At 60.0% G+C, this 16325-nt stretch carries 14 protein-coding genes; 5 read left to right on the forward strand and 9 right to left on the reverse strand.

Annotation, left to right across the window (positions count from 1 at the left end):
* From RHSP_RS10425 to RHSP_RS10435, 3 genes are all read right to left on the reverse strand, one after another.
* Positions 1-1026 carry an ArsR/SmtB family transcription factor gene (locus RHSP_RS10425; protein WP_037151083.1) on the reverse strand — a complete coding sequence of 342 codons (1026 nt, stop codon included), beginning with the start codon at positions 1024-1026 and terminating at the stop codon, positions 1-3.
* Between the two features lie 190 nt (positions 1027-1216).
* A complete protein-coding gene (gene ettA / locus RHSP_RS10430; RefSeq protein ID WP_037151086.1) occupies positions 1217-2866 on the reverse strand; it encodes an energy-dependent translational throttle protein EttA in 1650 nt (549 codons plus the stop codon).
* Positions 2867-2992: 126 nt separating this feature from the next.
* Complete coding sequence (locus tag RHSP_RS10435; RefSeq protein WP_004116117.1) at positions 2993-3739, reverse strand: ribonuclease T2 family protein; 747 nt, start codon at positions 3737-3739, stop codon at positions 2993-2995.
* Positions 3740-3903: 164 nt separating this feature from the next.
* On the opposite strand from RHSP_RS10435, the gene RHSP_RS10440 reads away from it, so the two are divergent.
* The 4 genes from RHSP_RS10440 to RHSP_RS10455 are packed head-to-tail and all read left to right on the forward strand — an operon-like array spanning position 3904 to position 8691.
* Entirely contained in the window at positions 3904-4836 is a 933-nt protein-coding gene (locus RHSP_RS10440) for an alpha/beta fold hydrolase (RefSeq protein ID WP_004116121.1), read from the forward strand.
* A 19-nt stretch (positions 4837-4855) separates the two neighbouring features.
* Positions 4856-5815, forward strand: a complete 960-nt coding sequence (locus RHSP_RS10445; protein WP_004116123.1) for a DMT family transporter — start codon at positions 4856-4858, stop codon at positions 5813-5815.
* 18 nt (positions 5816-5833) lie between these two features.
* Complete coding sequence (gene caiB, locus RHSP_RS10450; RefSeq protein WP_004116126.1) at positions 5834-7036, forward strand: succinate--glutarate CoA-transferase; 1203 nt, start codon at positions 5834-5836, stop codon at positions 7034-7036.
* Positions 7033-8691, forward strand: coding sequence for a thiamine pyrophosphate-binding protein (locus RHSP_RS10455; RefSeq protein ID WP_004116129.1), 1659 nt, complete (start codon positions 7033-7035; stop codon positions 8689-8691). Before caiB ends, RHSP_RS10455 begins: the two co-directional genes overlap by 4 nt.
* A 40-nt stretch (positions 8692-8731) precedes the next feature.
* On the opposite strand, the gene RHSP_RS10460 is transcribed toward RHSP_RS10455, so the two are convergent.
* From RHSP_RS10460 to RHSP_RS10470, 3 genes are all read right to left on the reverse strand, one after another.
* Positions 8732-9076, reverse strand: a complete 345-nt coding sequence (locus RHSP_RS10460; protein WP_004116132.1) for a RidA family protein — start codon at positions 9074-9076, stop codon at positions 8732-8734.
* A 100-nt stretch (positions 9077-9176) separates the two neighbouring features.
* Positions 9177-9515, reverse strand: coding sequence for a protein tyrosine phosphatase family protein (locus RHSP_RS10465; RefSeq protein WP_004116135.1), 339 nt, complete (start codon positions 9513-9515; stop codon positions 9177-9179).
* 72 nt (positions 9516-9587) lie between these two features.
* Entirely contained in the window at positions 9588-10427 is an 840-nt protein-coding gene (locus tag RHSP_RS10470; RefSeq protein WP_004116138.1) for a DUF4432 family protein, read from the reverse strand.
* Between the two features lie 252 nt (positions 10428-10679).
* On the opposite strand from RHSP_RS10470, the gene RHSP_RS10475 reads away from it, so the two are divergent.
* Positions 10680-12083 carry a L,D-transpeptidase family protein gene (locus tag RHSP_RS10475; RefSeq protein ID WP_051074066.1) on the forward strand — a complete coding sequence of 468 codons (1404 nt, stop codon included), beginning with the start codon at positions 10680-10682 and terminating at the stop codon, positions 12081-12083.
* Positions 12084-12200: 117 nt separating this feature from the next.
* On the opposite strand, the gene RHSP_RS10480 is transcribed toward RHSP_RS10475, so the two are convergent.
* From RHSP_RS10480 to RHSP_RS10490, 3 genes are all read right to left on the reverse strand, one after another.
* Positions 12201-13349 (reverse strand): iron-containing alcohol dehydrogenase, encoded by a 1149-nt coding sequence (locus tag RHSP_RS10480; RefSeq protein ID WP_004116140.1) that lies wholly within the window; start codon positions 13347-13349, stop codon positions 12201-12203.
* Complete coding sequence (locus RHSP_RS10485) at positions 13346-14731, reverse strand: aldehyde dehydrogenase family protein (protein ID WP_037151366.1); 1386 nt, start codon at positions 14729-14731, stop codon at positions 13346-13348. Before RHSP_RS10485 ends, RHSP_RS10480 begins: the two co-directional genes overlap by 4 nt.
* 153 nt (positions 14732-14884) lie before the next feature.
* Positions 14885-16255, reverse strand: coding sequence for a glutamine synthetase family protein (locus tag RHSP_RS10490; RefSeq protein ID WP_004116142.1), 1371 nt, complete (start codon positions 16253-16255; stop codon positions 14885-14887).
* Between the last annotated feature and the right edge of the window lie 70 nt (positions 16256-16325).

Below are 16325 nucleotides of genomic sequence, written 5' to 3' on the forward strand. Positions count from 1 at the left end.
TCAAACTCTCCCGGCAAGAATGGGGGACGACTGGCGGTCCTGCTCTGCTGCCATCAGCAGCCGCGGGTCCCGCGCCAGCCAGATCGTGACTGTCAGCGCCTGACCGCCTTCTTTCCCTGAATGAAGATCCTGCACCTGCTCGACATCGAGCCCCGCCAATTTCAGCCAATCCGATATGGTCTGATGCGAGAAGCCGAGACGCAGATGCGCATGTTCGTCACGCAAATACTCAAGCCCGTGCGGCGCCAGATCGATGATCACAAGCCGGCCGCCGGGCCGCAGCATTCGCGCGGCTTCAGCAACGGCGATCTCCGGCTGATCGAGAAAATGCAGCACCTGGTGGATGGCGATCAGATCGAAATCCTGTTGCTCGAGCGGCAGGTTGAAAATGTCGCCATGGCGCACCGAAGCGGCCGTGATGTTGGAGCGGTCGAGATTGGCCCGCGCGACGGCAAGCATGTCACGGCTGGCATCGATGCCGACTGCACGCCGATAATGCCCTGCCAACAGCTGCAGCATCCGGCCGGTGCCGGTGCCGAGATCGAGAAACGAATCGATCGGCTGCGGGCCGATAAGTTCAATCAAAGCCTTGTCGACATCTTCGTCGGCAACATGCAGGCGGCGCAACTCGTCCCACTCGGCGGCATTGCGGCTGAAATAGGCCTGCGCACGCTCGGAACGGATGCGCTTCACGGCAGCGAGCCGCTCCCCGTCACGCAACAGAACGGCATCCTTCTCGGCTGTGTGGCGCAGAAGGGTGCGGGCAAGCGTGACCGCCTTGCCTTCCTGCTTCAAGCGGAAATAGGCCCAGGCGCCCTCCTGGTAACGATCAATCAGGCCGGCTTCGCCAAGCAGCTTCAGATGCCGCGAGATGCGGGGCTGCGACTGGCCGAGAATTTCGGTAAGATCGGTGACGGTCAGGTCGCCGGCGGCAAGCAGTGCGAGGAGACGCAGCCGCGTCGGCTCGCCGACCGCCTTCAGCACGTCCACAACCTCATCCAAGCCGAGTTTCACCAGATCCGTCATTCGATGCCCAATCAACATATAAAGATATCTTTATGTGATTTGAGCGCGATCTGCAAGAGCCAATCGCTCGCGACGCTAATTCGACGTCGGAAATCTTTTAGTTTCTGACGAAAACGGAATATCCGGATACTCGGATGGGCAAACAAAAACCCCGAACAAGCCGGGGTTTTCGAACTGCAAAACCGAGAGGTTAGCGCGTAAGCCGCTTGTGCGCCTGGCTGCCCGGATTGAGGGCATCGGGGCCGAGACGGCGGATCTTGTCCTGCTCGTAATCCTCGAAGTTGCCTTCGAACCATTCGACATGGCCTTCGCCTTCAAAGGCTAGGATATGCGTGGCCAGACGGTCGAGGAACATGCGATCATGGCTAATGATGATGGCGCAGCCGGCGAAGTTTTCGAGCGCGCTTTCCAGCGCTCCCAGCGTTTCCGTATCAAGGTCGTTTGTGGGTTCGTCGAGCAGAAGCACGTTGCCGCCAGCCTTCAGCATCTTGGCCAGGTGGACACGGTTGCGCTGACCGCCGGAGAGATTGCCAACCTTCTGCTGCTGGTCACCGCCCTTGAAGTTAAAGGCGCCGCAATAGGCGCGCGAGTTCATGTCGAACTTGCCGAGCTTGATGATTTCGGCGCCGCCGGAGATTTCCTCCCACACGGTTTTATTGCCGTCAAGCGCATCTCGGCTCTGGTCGACATAGCTGAGATGCACCGTCTCGCCGATGCGGACCGAGCCGGAATCCGGCTTTTCCTGCCCCGTGATCATCTTGAACAGGGTCGTCTTGCCGGCGCCGTTCGGGCCGATGATGCCGACGATGCCGCCCGGCGGCAGCTTGATCGACAGATCGTTGATCAGCGTGCGGCCTTCGAAGCCCTTGGTGATGCCCTCCATCTCGATCACCACCTGGCCGAGACGCTCGCTGACCGGAATGATGATCTGCGCGTCACCGGGACGCTGATTCTCGGCAGCATCGACCAGCTGTTCGTAAGCGTTGATACGCGCCTTGGACTTGGCTTGACGGGCCTTGGGGCTGGAGGCGATCCATTCCTGTTCGCGGCTGATTGCCTTCTGACGGCCAGCTTCTTCGCGGGCTTCCTGCTGCATGCGCTTGGCCTTGGCCCGCAGATAGGCGGAATAGTTGCCTTCGTAGGGAATGCCACGGCCGCGGTCGAGTTCGAGAATCCAGCCGGTAACATTGTCGAGGAAGTAGCGATCGTGGGTGATCATCATCACGGCACCCGGATAGTCGCGCAGGTGCTTTTCCAGCCAGGCGATGGTCTCGGCGTCGAGATGGTTGGTCGGTTCGTCGAGCAGTAGCAGGTCCGGCTGAGAGAGAAGCAGGCGGCAAAGCGCGATACGGCGGCGCTCGCCGCCGGAAAGGCTGGTGACTTCGGCATCGCGCGGCGGGCAGCACAATGCTTCCATCGCCATCTCGACCTGACTTTCCAGATCCCAGAGATTCTGGCTGTCGATGATGTCCTGAAGCTTGGCGCCCTCTTCCGCCGTCTCGTCGGAATAGTTCATCATCAATTCGTTGTAGCGATTGAGGATTTCGGTTTTCTTGGCAACGCCTTCCATGACGTTTTCGAAAACCGTCTTGTTGGGATCGAGCTGGGGCTCCTGCGCCAGATACCCGATGGTGGCGCCTTCGGCCAGCCAGGCTTCGCCGGTATATTCCTTGTCGAGGCCGGCCATGATGCGCAGCACCGTCGACTTACCAGCGCCGTTCGGGCCGAGAATACCGATCTTGGCGTCAGGATAGAAGGAGAGATGGATATTCTCGAGGATCTTCTTGGCGCCATAGGACTTATTCAGTCCGGCCATATGATAAATAAACTGACGTGCCATAGCTTGGGTCACTCCACAGGCGGATAACATTGCGAATTGTGCCGCTATGTAGGCGAAACCCGGCCCTCGGGCAACGGCGAAACCTTGTCCGAGGGCATTTATCCGCGTCGTAAAAGCCGGAATAGCTTAGAAACCGGCCGCATCCACCACGCCGCGATCGCAGCCGAACGATGTGCTGCCAGCGCCCTGGATCAGCTTTGCAAGCCGCGGCTCGCTGCCCTGCTGCGGATCGATCGCGTCTTCAGACAAGCCGATCGTCAGTTCAGAGATCATCCTGACGTTACCGACCTTGCGGCAGCTCATCTTGATACGCGCATTGGCATCCTCGCCGAAGCTCTGGTCGAACGCGGCCTTGATGCTTTCCGCATCCAGCTCCTTGCCGATGTTCTTGGCGAAAAGATCGCGCACGGCAGATGTATTGAGCTCGGCGATCAGGCCGGCAGCAATGGAAAAATATTGGTCGGCGCTGAGCTTCGTGCAGGTGCCGTGCTTGATCCATTCATGCCGTTCCAGGCCGGATTGTGTGCCCGGCATGACCTTATCCAGCTTCGCCTTGACGTCCTGCGACAGCTGTACCGCCGGCAGATCCTTCCAGTCGCGGCCGCGATCCGCCTGCTTCAAGTCATCTGAAATATCGCAATATTCCTGCCGCATCGGCCAGAGACCATGCAGCGAGAAATTCGTGGCGTCATAATTGCCCGAAGACTGGTTCCGGCATTCCGCCTTCTTCTGGTTCGCCGCGCAAAATGCCGGCTCCCAGCTTGCCGCCAGGATGAAGCGCGTGCGCCCCCGGCTGTGTTCCTGCGCTGCCGCGCTCGCGACTGTCCCGATAGAAAGGAGCACAACCGCAAATACCCGAAGCAAATGCTTCATTCCACGCCTCCAATTAGAACATTATGAGAACAAATAAGCAGTTTGGCCGAGAGTATGCAACCCTGAATCACAGGACACGAGAAGATTTATTTCTGTGGGCTTCGATCCCTATCCATTGCAATCTGCCGGCAGATAAACTCCTGTCGAAATAGGAGGAACCATGCATGTTCGCCGAGACGCAACGCCTGGACAGTCCAACGGGCGCGAGGATCGCCTATCATCACGCGCCGGCATCCGGTGAGGCGCACGGCATCCTCCTGATCTCCCACGGCCTTGCCGAACATTCGCGCCGCTATGAGGCTTTTGCGCAGGCCATGGCCTCGCGCGGCTTTCATGTCTACGCACATGATCACCGCGGCCATGGCGAAACGGTCGCCGCCGATGCCCCGGCCGGCCGTTTCGCGCGCAGAGACGGCGTCGATCAGGTCATTGCCGACGTTCTGGCCATGCGCGAGCTTGCCGCTGCGGCCCATCCCGGCCTGCCGATCATCCTGTTCGGCCACTCGATGGGCGGCTTGATCAGCCTCAACACTGCCGTCACGCATCCGGAGAAGTTCGATGCCGTCACGGTCTGGAATTCCAATTTCAATCCAGGCATTGCCGGCCGTGCCGCCCAGCTCATCCTGAAGACGGAGCGCATGCTCAAGGGCTCGGACGTGCCAAGCGCGCCGCTGCCGAAGCTGACCTTCAGCGCATGGGGAAAATCCATCCCAAACCACCGCACTGAGTTCGATTGGCTGTCGCGCGTGCCCGAGCAGGTTGATAAGTACATCGCCGACCCTCTCTGCGGTTTCGATGCCTCCGTCTCGCTGTGGCTGGATGTATTCGAGCTGAGTTTTCGCGCACCGCAAAAAGCCTATCTCGATCGGTTGAAGCGCGACATGCCGATCCATCTTGTCGGAGGCGGCAGGGATCCGGCGACGGACAATGGAAAGGCGATTTCCTGGCTGTCAAACCATTTGAAGCGCGCAGGCTTCTCGCGTGTTACGACCACTATCCATCCAGATATGCGGCACGAAACACTGAACGAGATCGGAGCCGATCAAGTCATATCAGACTTTGCCGACTGGTGCAGAAAAATAGTGATAAAGAATTGATATTAAAAGGAATACCCCAATGAATGCGAACGGCGGCTCCTCGCTGCGGTTGCCGCAGTCGGAGCTGACTTTCGGCCTAGCGATGATGTTCATCTCCGTCATCTTCTCGCCGATCATCGATATCTTCTCCAAGCTTGCGGCAGCCACCGTCCCGCCGGCCGAGGTCACGGCCGCACGCTTCATCCTGCAAGCGCTTTTTGCCCTGCCGATCATGGCCATGCGGGGACAATGGGGCGTCTGGTCATGGCGTCGCAGCGGCGTGCATGCCATCCGTGCCGGTGTACTGACGCTATCCATGGTCTCGTTCGTGACCACCCTGCAAGTCATGGAAGTCGCCGATGCCATTGCCATCTTTTTCGTCGAGCCGATCATCCTGACCGTCCTCAGCAGCATCTTCCTGAAGGAGACCATCGGCTGGCGGCGCTACACCGCCTGCGCGGTGGGCTTCTTCGGCGCAATGCTGATCATCCAGCCGAGCTTTCAGGAAGTTGGTTTCGTTGCTTTGCTGCCTGTCGTCACCGCGTTCTGCATCGCAGTCTATGTGATGATCACGCGAGTCGTCTCCCATAGCGAGGACGCGTCTTCGATGCAGTTCCAGACCGGCATATGGGGCGTCGTTTTCAGCCTGATCCTGCTTGCCTTAGGCCGGGCGACCGGAATTGCGATCCTCGGTTCGGTCGTCCCGGACCCGACAGCCACGCTCTACCTGCTCGGCGTCGGCGTCAGCGCGGCCATCACAGGTATTCTTACAGTATATGCCTATCGCGCCGCGCCGGCCTCGATGCTGGCGCCATTACAATATTTCGAGATCGTCTCGGCAACGATCTTCGGATGGCTTGTCTTCGACAATTTTCCGGATGCCATCAAATGGCTCGGCATCCTCATCATTATCGGCTCCGGGCTCTACATTCTCTGGCGCGAGCGGCGCTTTGCATCCAAGCCGGTATCCGATACATCTGAAACAGCATTCACGCCATAAGCGGGAGAGCGGATCGACATGACAGACCAAAAGACCAAGAAACCTCCGCTTTCCGGTATTCGCGTCATCGAGCTCGCCCGCGTGCTGGCCGGTCCGTGGGCCGGGCAAATGCTGGCCGATCTCGGCGCCGACGTCATCAAGGTAGAAAATCCCGACGGCGGCGACGACACGCGCCAATGGGGACCGCCCTTCGTCGAAGGCAAGGACGGCGAGAACCTCTCGGCCGCCTACTATCACTCGGCCAACCGCGGCAAGCGCTCCGTCGCTGCCGATCTCAAGACCGAGGAAGGACAAGAACTGGTGCGCCGGCTGGTGAAGACCGCCGACGTGGTGATCGAGAACTTCAAGCTCGGCGGCCTTGTCAAATACGGGCTGGATTACGAGAGCCTGAGAAAAATCAATCCCCGCCTCGTCTATTGCTCCATCACAGGCTTCGGGCAGACTGGCCCCTATGCCGGCCTTGCGGGCTATGATTACATCGTCCAGGGCATGTCCGGTTTCATGTCGATCACCGGTGAGCCGGACGGCCAGCCGGTGAAGGCAGGCGTTGCGATCGCCGATATCTTCACGGGCATCTATGCCGTCTCGGCGATCGAAGCGGCGCTGATCCACGCCCTAAAGTCTGGCGAAGGCCAGCTTGTCGATATGGCGCTGCTGGATGTGCAATCCGCCGTGCTTGCCAACCAGAACATGAACTATCTGATCTCGGGCAAGCCGCCCGTGCGGCTTGGCAACGCCCATCCCAATATCTCGCCTTACGAGGTCGTTCCGACCGGAGACGGCTATCTCATTCTGGCCGTCGGCAATGACGGGCAGTTCCGCCGCCTCTGCACCATTCTCGGCCTCGATACCTACGCCGACGACGAGCGCTATTCCACCAACAAGGCCCGCGTCGCCCACCGCCACGAGGTCCGGGCATTCATATCGGCAAAAACGTTGACGTGGAACAAGGCTGATCTGTTGAAGGCCTGCGAGGACAATGCCGTTCCGGCCGGTGCCATCAATACGATCGAGGATATGTTCGCCGACCCGCAGATCAAAGCCCGCGGCCTGCGCATCGATCTCGAAGACGCCGCCGGCACCATGATCCCGAGCGTTCGCACGCCGATCGTCTTGTCGGAGACACCGTTGACTTATACGCGGCCAAGTCCGCGCCTTGGGGAGCATCAGGAGGAGGTTCTCGCCGAATTGGCGGAACTGGAGGGAAAGGCGAAGATATGAAACGAACGGGCGGCCAACTCATCGTCGAGGCTTTGAAGGCAAATGGCGTCAAGCGCATTTCCTGCGTGCCGGGCGAGAGCTTTCTTGCGGTGCTCGATGCGCTGCACGACAGCGACATCAATGTACTCGTCTGCCGTCAGGAGGGTGGTGCTGCGATGATGGCGGATGCCTGGGGCCGGCTGACCGGCGAGCCGGGTATCTGCATGGTGACCCGCGGCCCCGGAGCCACCAACGCATCGGCCGGCCTGCACATTGCCCGGCAGGACTCGATCCCGATGATCCTGTTCATCGGCCAGGTCCAGCGCGATGCCCGCGAGCGCGAGGCGTTCCAGGAGGTGGAATTCCGCCGGGCACTGACCGAATACGCGAAATGGGTCGGCGAGATCGACGATGCTGCCCGCATCCCGGAGTTCGTCACCCGCGCGTTCGCGGTCGCGACATCGGGACGTCCCGGCCCCGTCGTGCTGACGCTGCCGGAAGACATGCTGCGCGACGAAGTCGAAGCGCCGGAAGCCAAGCCCTATACGCCTGTCGCCGCTCACCCCGGTCGCAGCGAGCTTGCCGATCTTCAGCGGCGCCTCGCTGCCGCAGAGCGCCCGATGATCATTCTGGGAGGCACACGCTGGAATGACGAAGCCGTTGCCGGCATCCGGCAATTCGCAGAGCGCTTCAACCTACCCGTCGGCTGCTCCTTCCGCCGACAGATGCTGTTCGACCATCTGCACCCGAGCTATGCGGGCGACGTCGGCATCGGCATCAACCCGGCGCTGGCAAAGGAAATCAAGGAATCCGATCTGCTGATCCTGCTCGGCGGTCGCCTCTCCGAGATGCCTTCCTCCGGCTATACGCTGGTCGATATCCCCTACCCGCGCCAGCAGCTCGTCCATGTCTATCCCGATCCGTCGGAGCTGGGCCGCGTCTATCGTCCGGATCTGGCGATCTGTGCCAGCCCCACCGATTTCGTCGCCGCCCTTGCTGGTCTGGAGGCTCCGGGCAAAGCCCGTTGGGCAGAGCGGACCGAGCGCATGCACGCGGCCTATCTCGCCTGGTCAACGACGCCGGAGAAAAGCCCTGGCTCGGTTCACATGGGTCGCATCATGGATTGGATCGAAGCCAATACGGCGGCCGATACGATCTTCACCAACGGTGCCGGCAATTACGCGACGTGGCTGCACCGCTTCCACCGTTTTCGCCGCTTCGAAACCCAGGCAGCGCCGGCTTCGGGATCAATGGGGTATGGCCTGCCGGCAGCAGTTGCCGCCAAGCAGCTGTTTCCGGAACGGGAAGTCATCTGCTTTGCCGGCGACGGCTGCTTCATGATGCACGGGCAGGAATTCGCAACCGCCGTCCAATACGGCCTGCCGCTCATCACGCTGGTCATCAACAACGGCATGTACGGCACCATCCGCATGCATCAGGAGCGGGATTATCCCGGCCGCGTCAGCGGCACCGGGCTGAACAATCCCGATTTCGCTGCACTTGCCCGCGCCTATGGCGGTCACGGCGAGACGGTAAATGCGACGGAAGAATTCGCCCCGGCCTTCGAGCGAGCCCGCGCCAGCGGCAAACCGGCGATCATCGAAATCGCGCTCGATCCGGAAGCTATCACGCCGTCGCGCACCCTGACGGAAATCGCCCAAACGAAAGGCCGGTGAGCGCAAGCTCCCCGGCCTTCCAAACACATAGTGCGCTGACTTAGTCAAGCGCGGCGGTCACGATGAACTCGACCTTGTACTTCGGCGCTGCGAGCTTGGCTTCGCTGGTGGCGCGAGCAGGCGTGTTTGCCGGATCGACCCAGGCTTCCCAGGCAGCGTTCATTTCTGCGAAGTCGGAAATGTCGGAGAGATAGATGAGCGTCTGGAGGACCTTCGACTTGTTGGTGCCGGCTGCTGCGAGCAGGCGGTCAACTTCAGCCAGTGCCGACTTGCACTGATCCGTAACGCTTGCGCCTTCGCCGACCTGGCCTGCGAGGTAAACGGTGTTGCCGTGGATGACAGCGCCGCTCATGCGGGCGCCAACGTCGATACGCTTGATGCTCATGGTTTTCTCCTGATGTTGTTTTTCGACAGGTGAACAGGGCGCGGCACTTAGCCTGCCCTGCAATCTCGATGGCCGGGAAAGCCCGTTCAGCCGCGCCAGTTTAGCCGCGAATATGCTGCGTCTTCTGATAGATCGCTGTCGAGCGTGCGCCCGACCGGCAATAGCCGAGCATCGGCCGCGGAAACTCGTCGAGCGCATCGACCATGCCGCGCACGGCTTCTTCCGTCACACCCATCGGGCCGACGGGCACATGGGTGATCTCAAGGCCGAGCTCCTTGGCGCGTGCCTCGATTGCTCCGAACGGCGTCTGATCCGGGCTTTCGCCGTCCGGGCGATGGCAAACGATGGACTTGAAACCCATGGCCTTGATCTGGTCGAGATCCTCTACGCTGATCTGGCCGGATACCGAGTACTCATCGTCGATCGGGCGGATATCCATGGTTCATGTCCTCTCTAAAACCGTGGCCTTGATCTACGCCGCCCCGGATCAAGCGTCAACCGCCGCACGCGCTCAAACGAAGGCAAAGTTGAGCGCAAAACTACGGGATTCGCCAGGCTGGAGAATATTGAATTCGCCCGCCTCCTCAAGCTCAGCGCGCGAAACCCAGCGGTGCGAAACGGGCTCGATACCGAACACATGCGCCGGCGCGCGCTGATTGCGCCAGACCTGCAGGAAAGGCAGCGTATCCGTGCCGAAACGCACCCTCAAAGACTTGCCGCCGATCGCCGCGATCGGACCGAGACTGATTTCTGCCCAGTCCTCTCCCTTATCTTCTGCCGGCACACAGAAAATGTCGCCACCCTCCTCGCCGAACGTCCAGGGAAAACCGCCATTCTCAAGCATCTGCCCGGTGAGACGCGTGCCGCTGTCGAACCACTTCCCCCCGATATTCATGTGGTACATGAGGAAGACCGGCATCGCCTCGACACTCGTATTGACGACACGATCGGCAAGCGAGACCTCGCCGCTCGCGCCATCGATACGCCAATGGCGCTCCAGTCTCGCCGTTCGCCCCTCGGCGGTGACGATGTCGATATCGGCACGGCATTCCGCATTGCCATTTTCGAATTTGGTCCAAAGAATTTTGGCCGGATGAGAGGAAAATGAGCCGTGCAGCGGATAGCGCCTTCCCTCGAATGCGCCCGTCATCGGCTGCGGATGACGGATATGATCCGGACCGCAAGTGAAGAGGAAGCCCTCCAGAGAGTGGTCGATGCGCGGGTCCCCATCATCTGGAATGGCACGCCCGGGAGCGAGGTTGTTTCCATCGACGACGCAGGTGCCGATATCCAGAACGGAGGTTTCATCCAGCGCCAGCTTAGGCCCTTTGGCTGCGGCAAAATCCATCATTCTCCGAAATCCTCCCAGACAGGCTCCGCGCATGGGCGCCGTCCCACAATAGAGCGCGGCGCAAATAAACGGTGATTTACCTTACCGATTGTTAACTCGAACCCTTGATCACACAAATTTTTATATTTTATTCAGCATGATAATCTAAATTTCCATACTGGCGTCAAAATTGCCATGTGTGTGTCAGCCGAACGACTATCCGAGGATTCGACAGACGTGAACCGGTTCGTAAAATTGAGTTTTGTCTTGGCAATGACTGCCACGATGTCCGCGCTCGCGCTGAGCAACGCGCAGGCACAATATTATCGTGGCGGAAACGGCAATACGGTTCTAGTCACACCCGACGGGCGAATTCTCGAGCAGTACCCCGATGGGGGCGGATATTCCATGGCGAGAGACGGACGCGGCCGCCGCGTTCTCGTCGACGCCTATGGCAATATCGTTGCGACGGAAATGAGGGCGAGCACCTATTATCCCAAAGCACCGGCCCGCGATGCCTATAACGATAATGGATACGGCAATGGCGGCCGCTATGGCGACACGCAGCTTTCCAACAATGGCGGCTATCGCGACTATCGCCAGTATCGCACCGACGGCTACGGTCAGCAGGATCAGGATATCGTAACCGGCGGCATTCCGCGTGATGGCGATATTCTGCGCCAGCCGCTCGACGACCAGCCAATGCCGGGCAAAAGCCCAAACCAGATGAATTCGACCGGCAACGACTATGCCTCGATCGACCCGCAGCAGGGCACGCCGGATATCATCCGCAAGCCGCAGCAGGCGGATCCAGTCATCACGCTCAAGGGCAAGTCGAAAATGGAAATCACCGCGCTTGAGGTCTTCCTCGCGCGGCAGGGTATTTCCCCAGGCGCCATCGACGGCCGCATGGGCGCAAACGTCACCAAGGCGATCTATGCCTATCAGCAGATGACCGGCCAGACGCTCGATCCGAACAATACCGACGCGATCCTCGAACAGCTGCGCATGTCCGGCGGCATGCCAATCATCAATTATACGATCACCGCAGCCGACGCGGCTGGCCCCTATGTCGCCTCGATCCCCGAAGACTACGCGGCGAAGTCCCAGATGCCGTCGCTCGGCTATACGTCGACCACGGAAATGCTGGCGGAGCGCTTTCATATGGATGAAGGCTACCTGAAGGCACTCAATCCGGGCGTCGATTTCACTGTACCTGGCAACACCATCAAGGTCGTCAATACCGGCCCCAGCAAGACCGGCGCGGTCGCCAAGATCCTTGCGGATAAAGGGCGCAAGCAGGTTTTCGCCTATGATGCCAACGGCACGCTGATCGCCGCTTACCCGGCCAGTATCGGCTCTGCCGACACGCCTTCGCCGTCCGGCACGGTCACAGTCGAGCGCGTCGCCTTCAATCCAGGCTACACATACAATCCAAAAATCAACTTCCAGCAAGCCGGAAACGACAAGGTTCTCAACATCCCACCCGGTCCGAACGGTCCGGTTGGAACAGTGTGGATGGCCCTGTCAAAGCCAACCTACGGTATCCACGGTACGCCTGACCCTTCCAGAATCGGCAAGACGCAGAGCCATGGCTGCGTGCGTCTCACAAACTGGGATGCGACGGAGCTGGCAAAGATGGTCAAGCCCGGCGTGGTCGTGGAATTCGTCGACTGATCGCCAGACACGGCTGAACAAAGAAGCCGCCGGGCTCACCCGGCGGCTTTTTTGTTGTCCTGAAGTGCTCGACGCACCGCAACTTTCGTCCGGCGCGTCGAGATGTTCCGCAATGCCTCAGAAGCAGTCGCGGAAAAGAGCCTTCGTGTTTTCCAGCGTCATCGGCACCGGATTGCCACCGGCGCTCGGGTCTTCGATTGCCATGGCAGAAAGCTCGTCGATGCGGTCGGGCGTGATGCCCATGGCCGATAGGCTTTCCGGAACGCCGAGTTCAGCACGCAGCTGCAGCACGTAGTCATAGAAGCCGTCGAAGCCGCCGGCGATGCCGAGGTAGGCTGCCGCGCGGGCGATCTTCTCCTCGATGGCCTTGCGGTTGAAGCGCAGGACCGCCGGCATGACAACGGCATTGGTCATGCCATGATGCGTGTTGTAGACAGCGCCGATCGGGTGTGACAGCGCATGGATGGCACCAAGGCCCTTCTGGAAGGCGACCGCACCCATCGCGGCAGCGCTCATCATGTTGGCGCGAGCTTCGAGATCCGTTCCCTCGCGATAGGCCCGCGGCAGGAATTCCTTGACCAGACGCATGCCTTCCAGCGCGATGCCGGCCGACATCGGATGGTAGAACGGCGAGGAATAGGCTTCCAGGCAATGGGCAAACGCGTCCATGCCCGTACCCGCCGTGATGACCTTCGGCATGCCGACAGTCAGTTCCGGATCGGCGATGACGACGCCCGGCAGGAACTTCGGGTGGAAGATGATCTTCTTCACATGCGTCGCGGAATTGGTGATAACGCTGGCGCGGCCGACTTCAGAACCGGTGCCTGCCGTAGTCGGCACGGCGACGATCGGTGCGATCCCTTCGAGATTGGCGCGGGTCCACCAGTCACCAATATCTTCGAAATCCCAAACCGGCCGGGTCTGGCCAGCCATGAAGGCGACGCACTTGCCGAGATCGAGGCCGGAGCCGCCGCCGAAGGCGACGACGCCGTCGTGACCGCCATCCTTGAATGCCTTCACGCCGGCTTCAAGATTCTTCTCGTTCGGGTTCGGATCGACATCGGCAAAGATTGCTCGACCGAGACCTGCATCCTCCAGAATGTCGAGGGCCGTCTTGGTGATCGCCATAGACGCAAGTCCCCGGTCAGTGACCAGGAGAGGCTTCTTCATGCCCAGGCTCTTGCAGGCGTCCGCGAGTTCCTTGATACGGCCGCGGCCGAGCTTGAAGGCGTTCGGATAGCTCCAGTTGGCTGAGATGTTGCTCATGCTGTTACTTTCTTCAGGTGATAGGATTTCGGGCGCGTCAGATTGTGGAAGCCGATGACCGACAGCGAGCCGCCGCGGCCGGTTTCCTTGACGCCGGTCCAGCACAGTGCCGGATCGAGATAATCGGCGCGGTTCATGAAGACGGTGCCGGTTTCGATCTCGCGGCCGATCCGCGAGGCGCGCTCGACATCCTTCGTCCAGAGCGAAGCGGTCAGACCGTAGGGGCTGTCGTTCATGAGTTCCAGCGCCTCAGCATCGCTCTTCACCTTCATGATGCCGACGGCCGGGCCGAAGGTCTCTTCGCGCATGAAGGCCATGGAGTGATCGACATTGACGAGGATCTGCGGCGCAAGATAGGCGCCGCCATCATCGGCCGGGAACAGTTTGGGATCGACCAGTGCTTTGGCGCCCTTGGCGACAGCATCGGCGATCTGCTCGCGCACGACCTTGGCAAAGCGCTTGTGCGCCATGGGCCCAAGCGACGTCTCAGGATCCAGCGGATTGCCGAGCTTGTAGTTCGAAACCCATGCGACGGATTTCTCGACGAAAGCGTCGTACAGGGATTCATGCACGTAGATGCGCTCGATACCGCAGCAGCACTGCCCGGAATTGAAGGTGGCGCCATCCATCAGCGTGTCGACGGCGGCGTCGAGATCTGCGTCCTCCATGACATAGCCCGGATCCTTGCCGCCGAGCTCCAGCCCGAGGCTGGTAAAGGTGCCGGCAGCGGCACGCTCGATCGACCGGCCGCCTTCGACAGAACCGGTGAAATTGACGAAGTTGAAGCTGCCGGCGGCAATCAGCGCCGATGTCGTATCGTGGTCAAGGAAGACATTCTGGAAGACGTCGGCAGGAACACCCGCTTCGACAAAAGCCTGAACGAGCCGCTCGCCGACGAGGAGCGTCTGGCTTGCGTGTTTGAGAATGACGGTATTGCCGGCCATTAGGGCCGGAGCAACCGTGTTGATCGCCGTCATATAAGGATAGTTCCAGGGAGCGATGACGAAGACGACGCCATGCGGTTCGCGCTCGATACGGCGGGCAAAATTGGCGCTGTCTTCCACGACCAGCGGCGCCATTGCATCGGCAGCGATCGAGGCGACATAGTTCGAGCGCTCGTTGAAGCCGCGATATTCGCCGCCATACTTGATCGGGCGCCCCATCTGCCAGGCAAGCTCCGGCACGACTACATCGGCCATCTCGTTGAGCCGGGCGACACCCTTCAGCACGAGCTGGACACGATCTTCCAATGGGCGGCGCGCCCAATCCTTCTGCGCCTTGCGGGCGCGGGCCACGACTTCCTTGGCGGCTTCCAGCGACAGCGCCGGACGCTCGGCATAAACCTCTCCGTTTACCGGTGAGACGCATTTGATCATCGTCATGATCGAATTCCTGTTTTCTTGGTCATCAAATTGATTGCCGGATGTTGCACAACCTGTGGCCGCATTCAAAGCGGAAATATCAGGCGAGCGGGCCATCCTGACGCCCTGCCCGATCATGAAATGGAAATCGGACAGGGACAGCTTGCAAAAGCCTTACGCTCTTTCGAATCCGCGCGCCACTTCCCAATCGGTGATGCGACGATCATACTCTTCCTGCTCCCATTCGGCAGCGCGGGTATAGTGATCGATCACCTCGTCGCCGAAAGCCGCACGCAGCATTTTCGAATTGGTGAGGGCTTCGGTCGCGCCACGCAGCGTGCGCGGAATTTCTCGAACCTCGCGTGCGCCATAGGCGTCGCCGACAAAGGGCGCTTCCAGTTCGAGCTTATTCTCAATGCCGTCAATGCCTGCAGCGATCAGCGCCGCAAAGGCAAGATAGGGATTGAGGTCGGAGCCGCCGACGCGGCACTCGATACGGATGCTCTTCGTGTCAGCACCGCACAGGCGATAGCCGGCCGTGCGGTTGTCGGTGCTCCAGATCGCCTTGGTGGGAGCAAAAGTGCCAGCCACGAAGCGCTTGTAGGAATTGATATAAGGCGCCAGGAAATAGGTGATTTCGCTGGCATGCGTCAGAAGGCCGGCAACGTAGTGCCTCATCATCGGCGTCATGCCATGTTCTTTTTCCTTGTCGAAGAACAGCGGCGTCTTGCCATCGGCGCTCCAGAGCGACTGATGGATATGGGATGAACTGCCGGCAGCGCTGTAATTCCATTTCGCCAGGAAGGTAATGGCCTTGCCCTTCGACCAGGCGATCTCCTTGCAGCCGTTCTTGATGATGGCATGACGGTCGGCCATGGTCAGCGCGTCGGCGTAGCGGACGTTGATTTCCTCCTGGCCTGCAGAGGCCTCGCCCTTGGAGTTTTCGACCGGGATATCGGCGCCCTGCAAACCCTTGCGGATCGCGCGCATCACATCTTCTTCCTTGGTGGTTTGGAAGATGTGGTAATCCTCGTTGTATCCGCTGACGAGATTGAGGTTGCGATAGCCGGCTTCGCGGGCACTGTCGTAGCTCTGATCGAACAGAAAGAATTCGAGCTCCGAAGCCATATAGGCCTTCATGCCCATCGCCTCGAGGCGCTTGACCTGCTTCTTGAGGATAGCCCGCGGCGAATGCGCGACTTCCTCATGCGTGTGATGGTCGAGCACGTCGCAGAGGACCAGCGCCGTGCCTTCCAGCCACGGAATGCGGCGCAGCGTGGCAAGATCAGGCTTCATGGTATAGTCGCCATAGCCCTTCTCCCAGCTTGTCGACTTGTAACCGGAGACGGTTTCCATCTCGATGTCGGTCGCCTGTAGATAGTTGCAGCTATGCGTTTCCTTCCAGGCGCTCTCGACGAAGAATTCTGCCTGGAAACGTTTGCCCATCAGGCGGCCCTGCATGTCCACCTGGCATGCCAGAACCGTATCGATGCGCCCTTCGGCCACATCCTTCCTGAGGTCGTCGAACGTATAGCTGCTGCTCATAATTTGGTCCGCCTGAAAAAATAACAGAGTGATCGGCCAGCGGCATTATCGTGGGCATTGCCCGAAGCCG

This window comes from Rhizobium freirei PRF 81 (assembly GCF_000359745.1).
Lineage (GTDB): Bacteria > Pseudomonadota > Alphaproteobacteria > Rhizobiales > Rhizobiaceae > Rhizobium > Rhizobium freirei.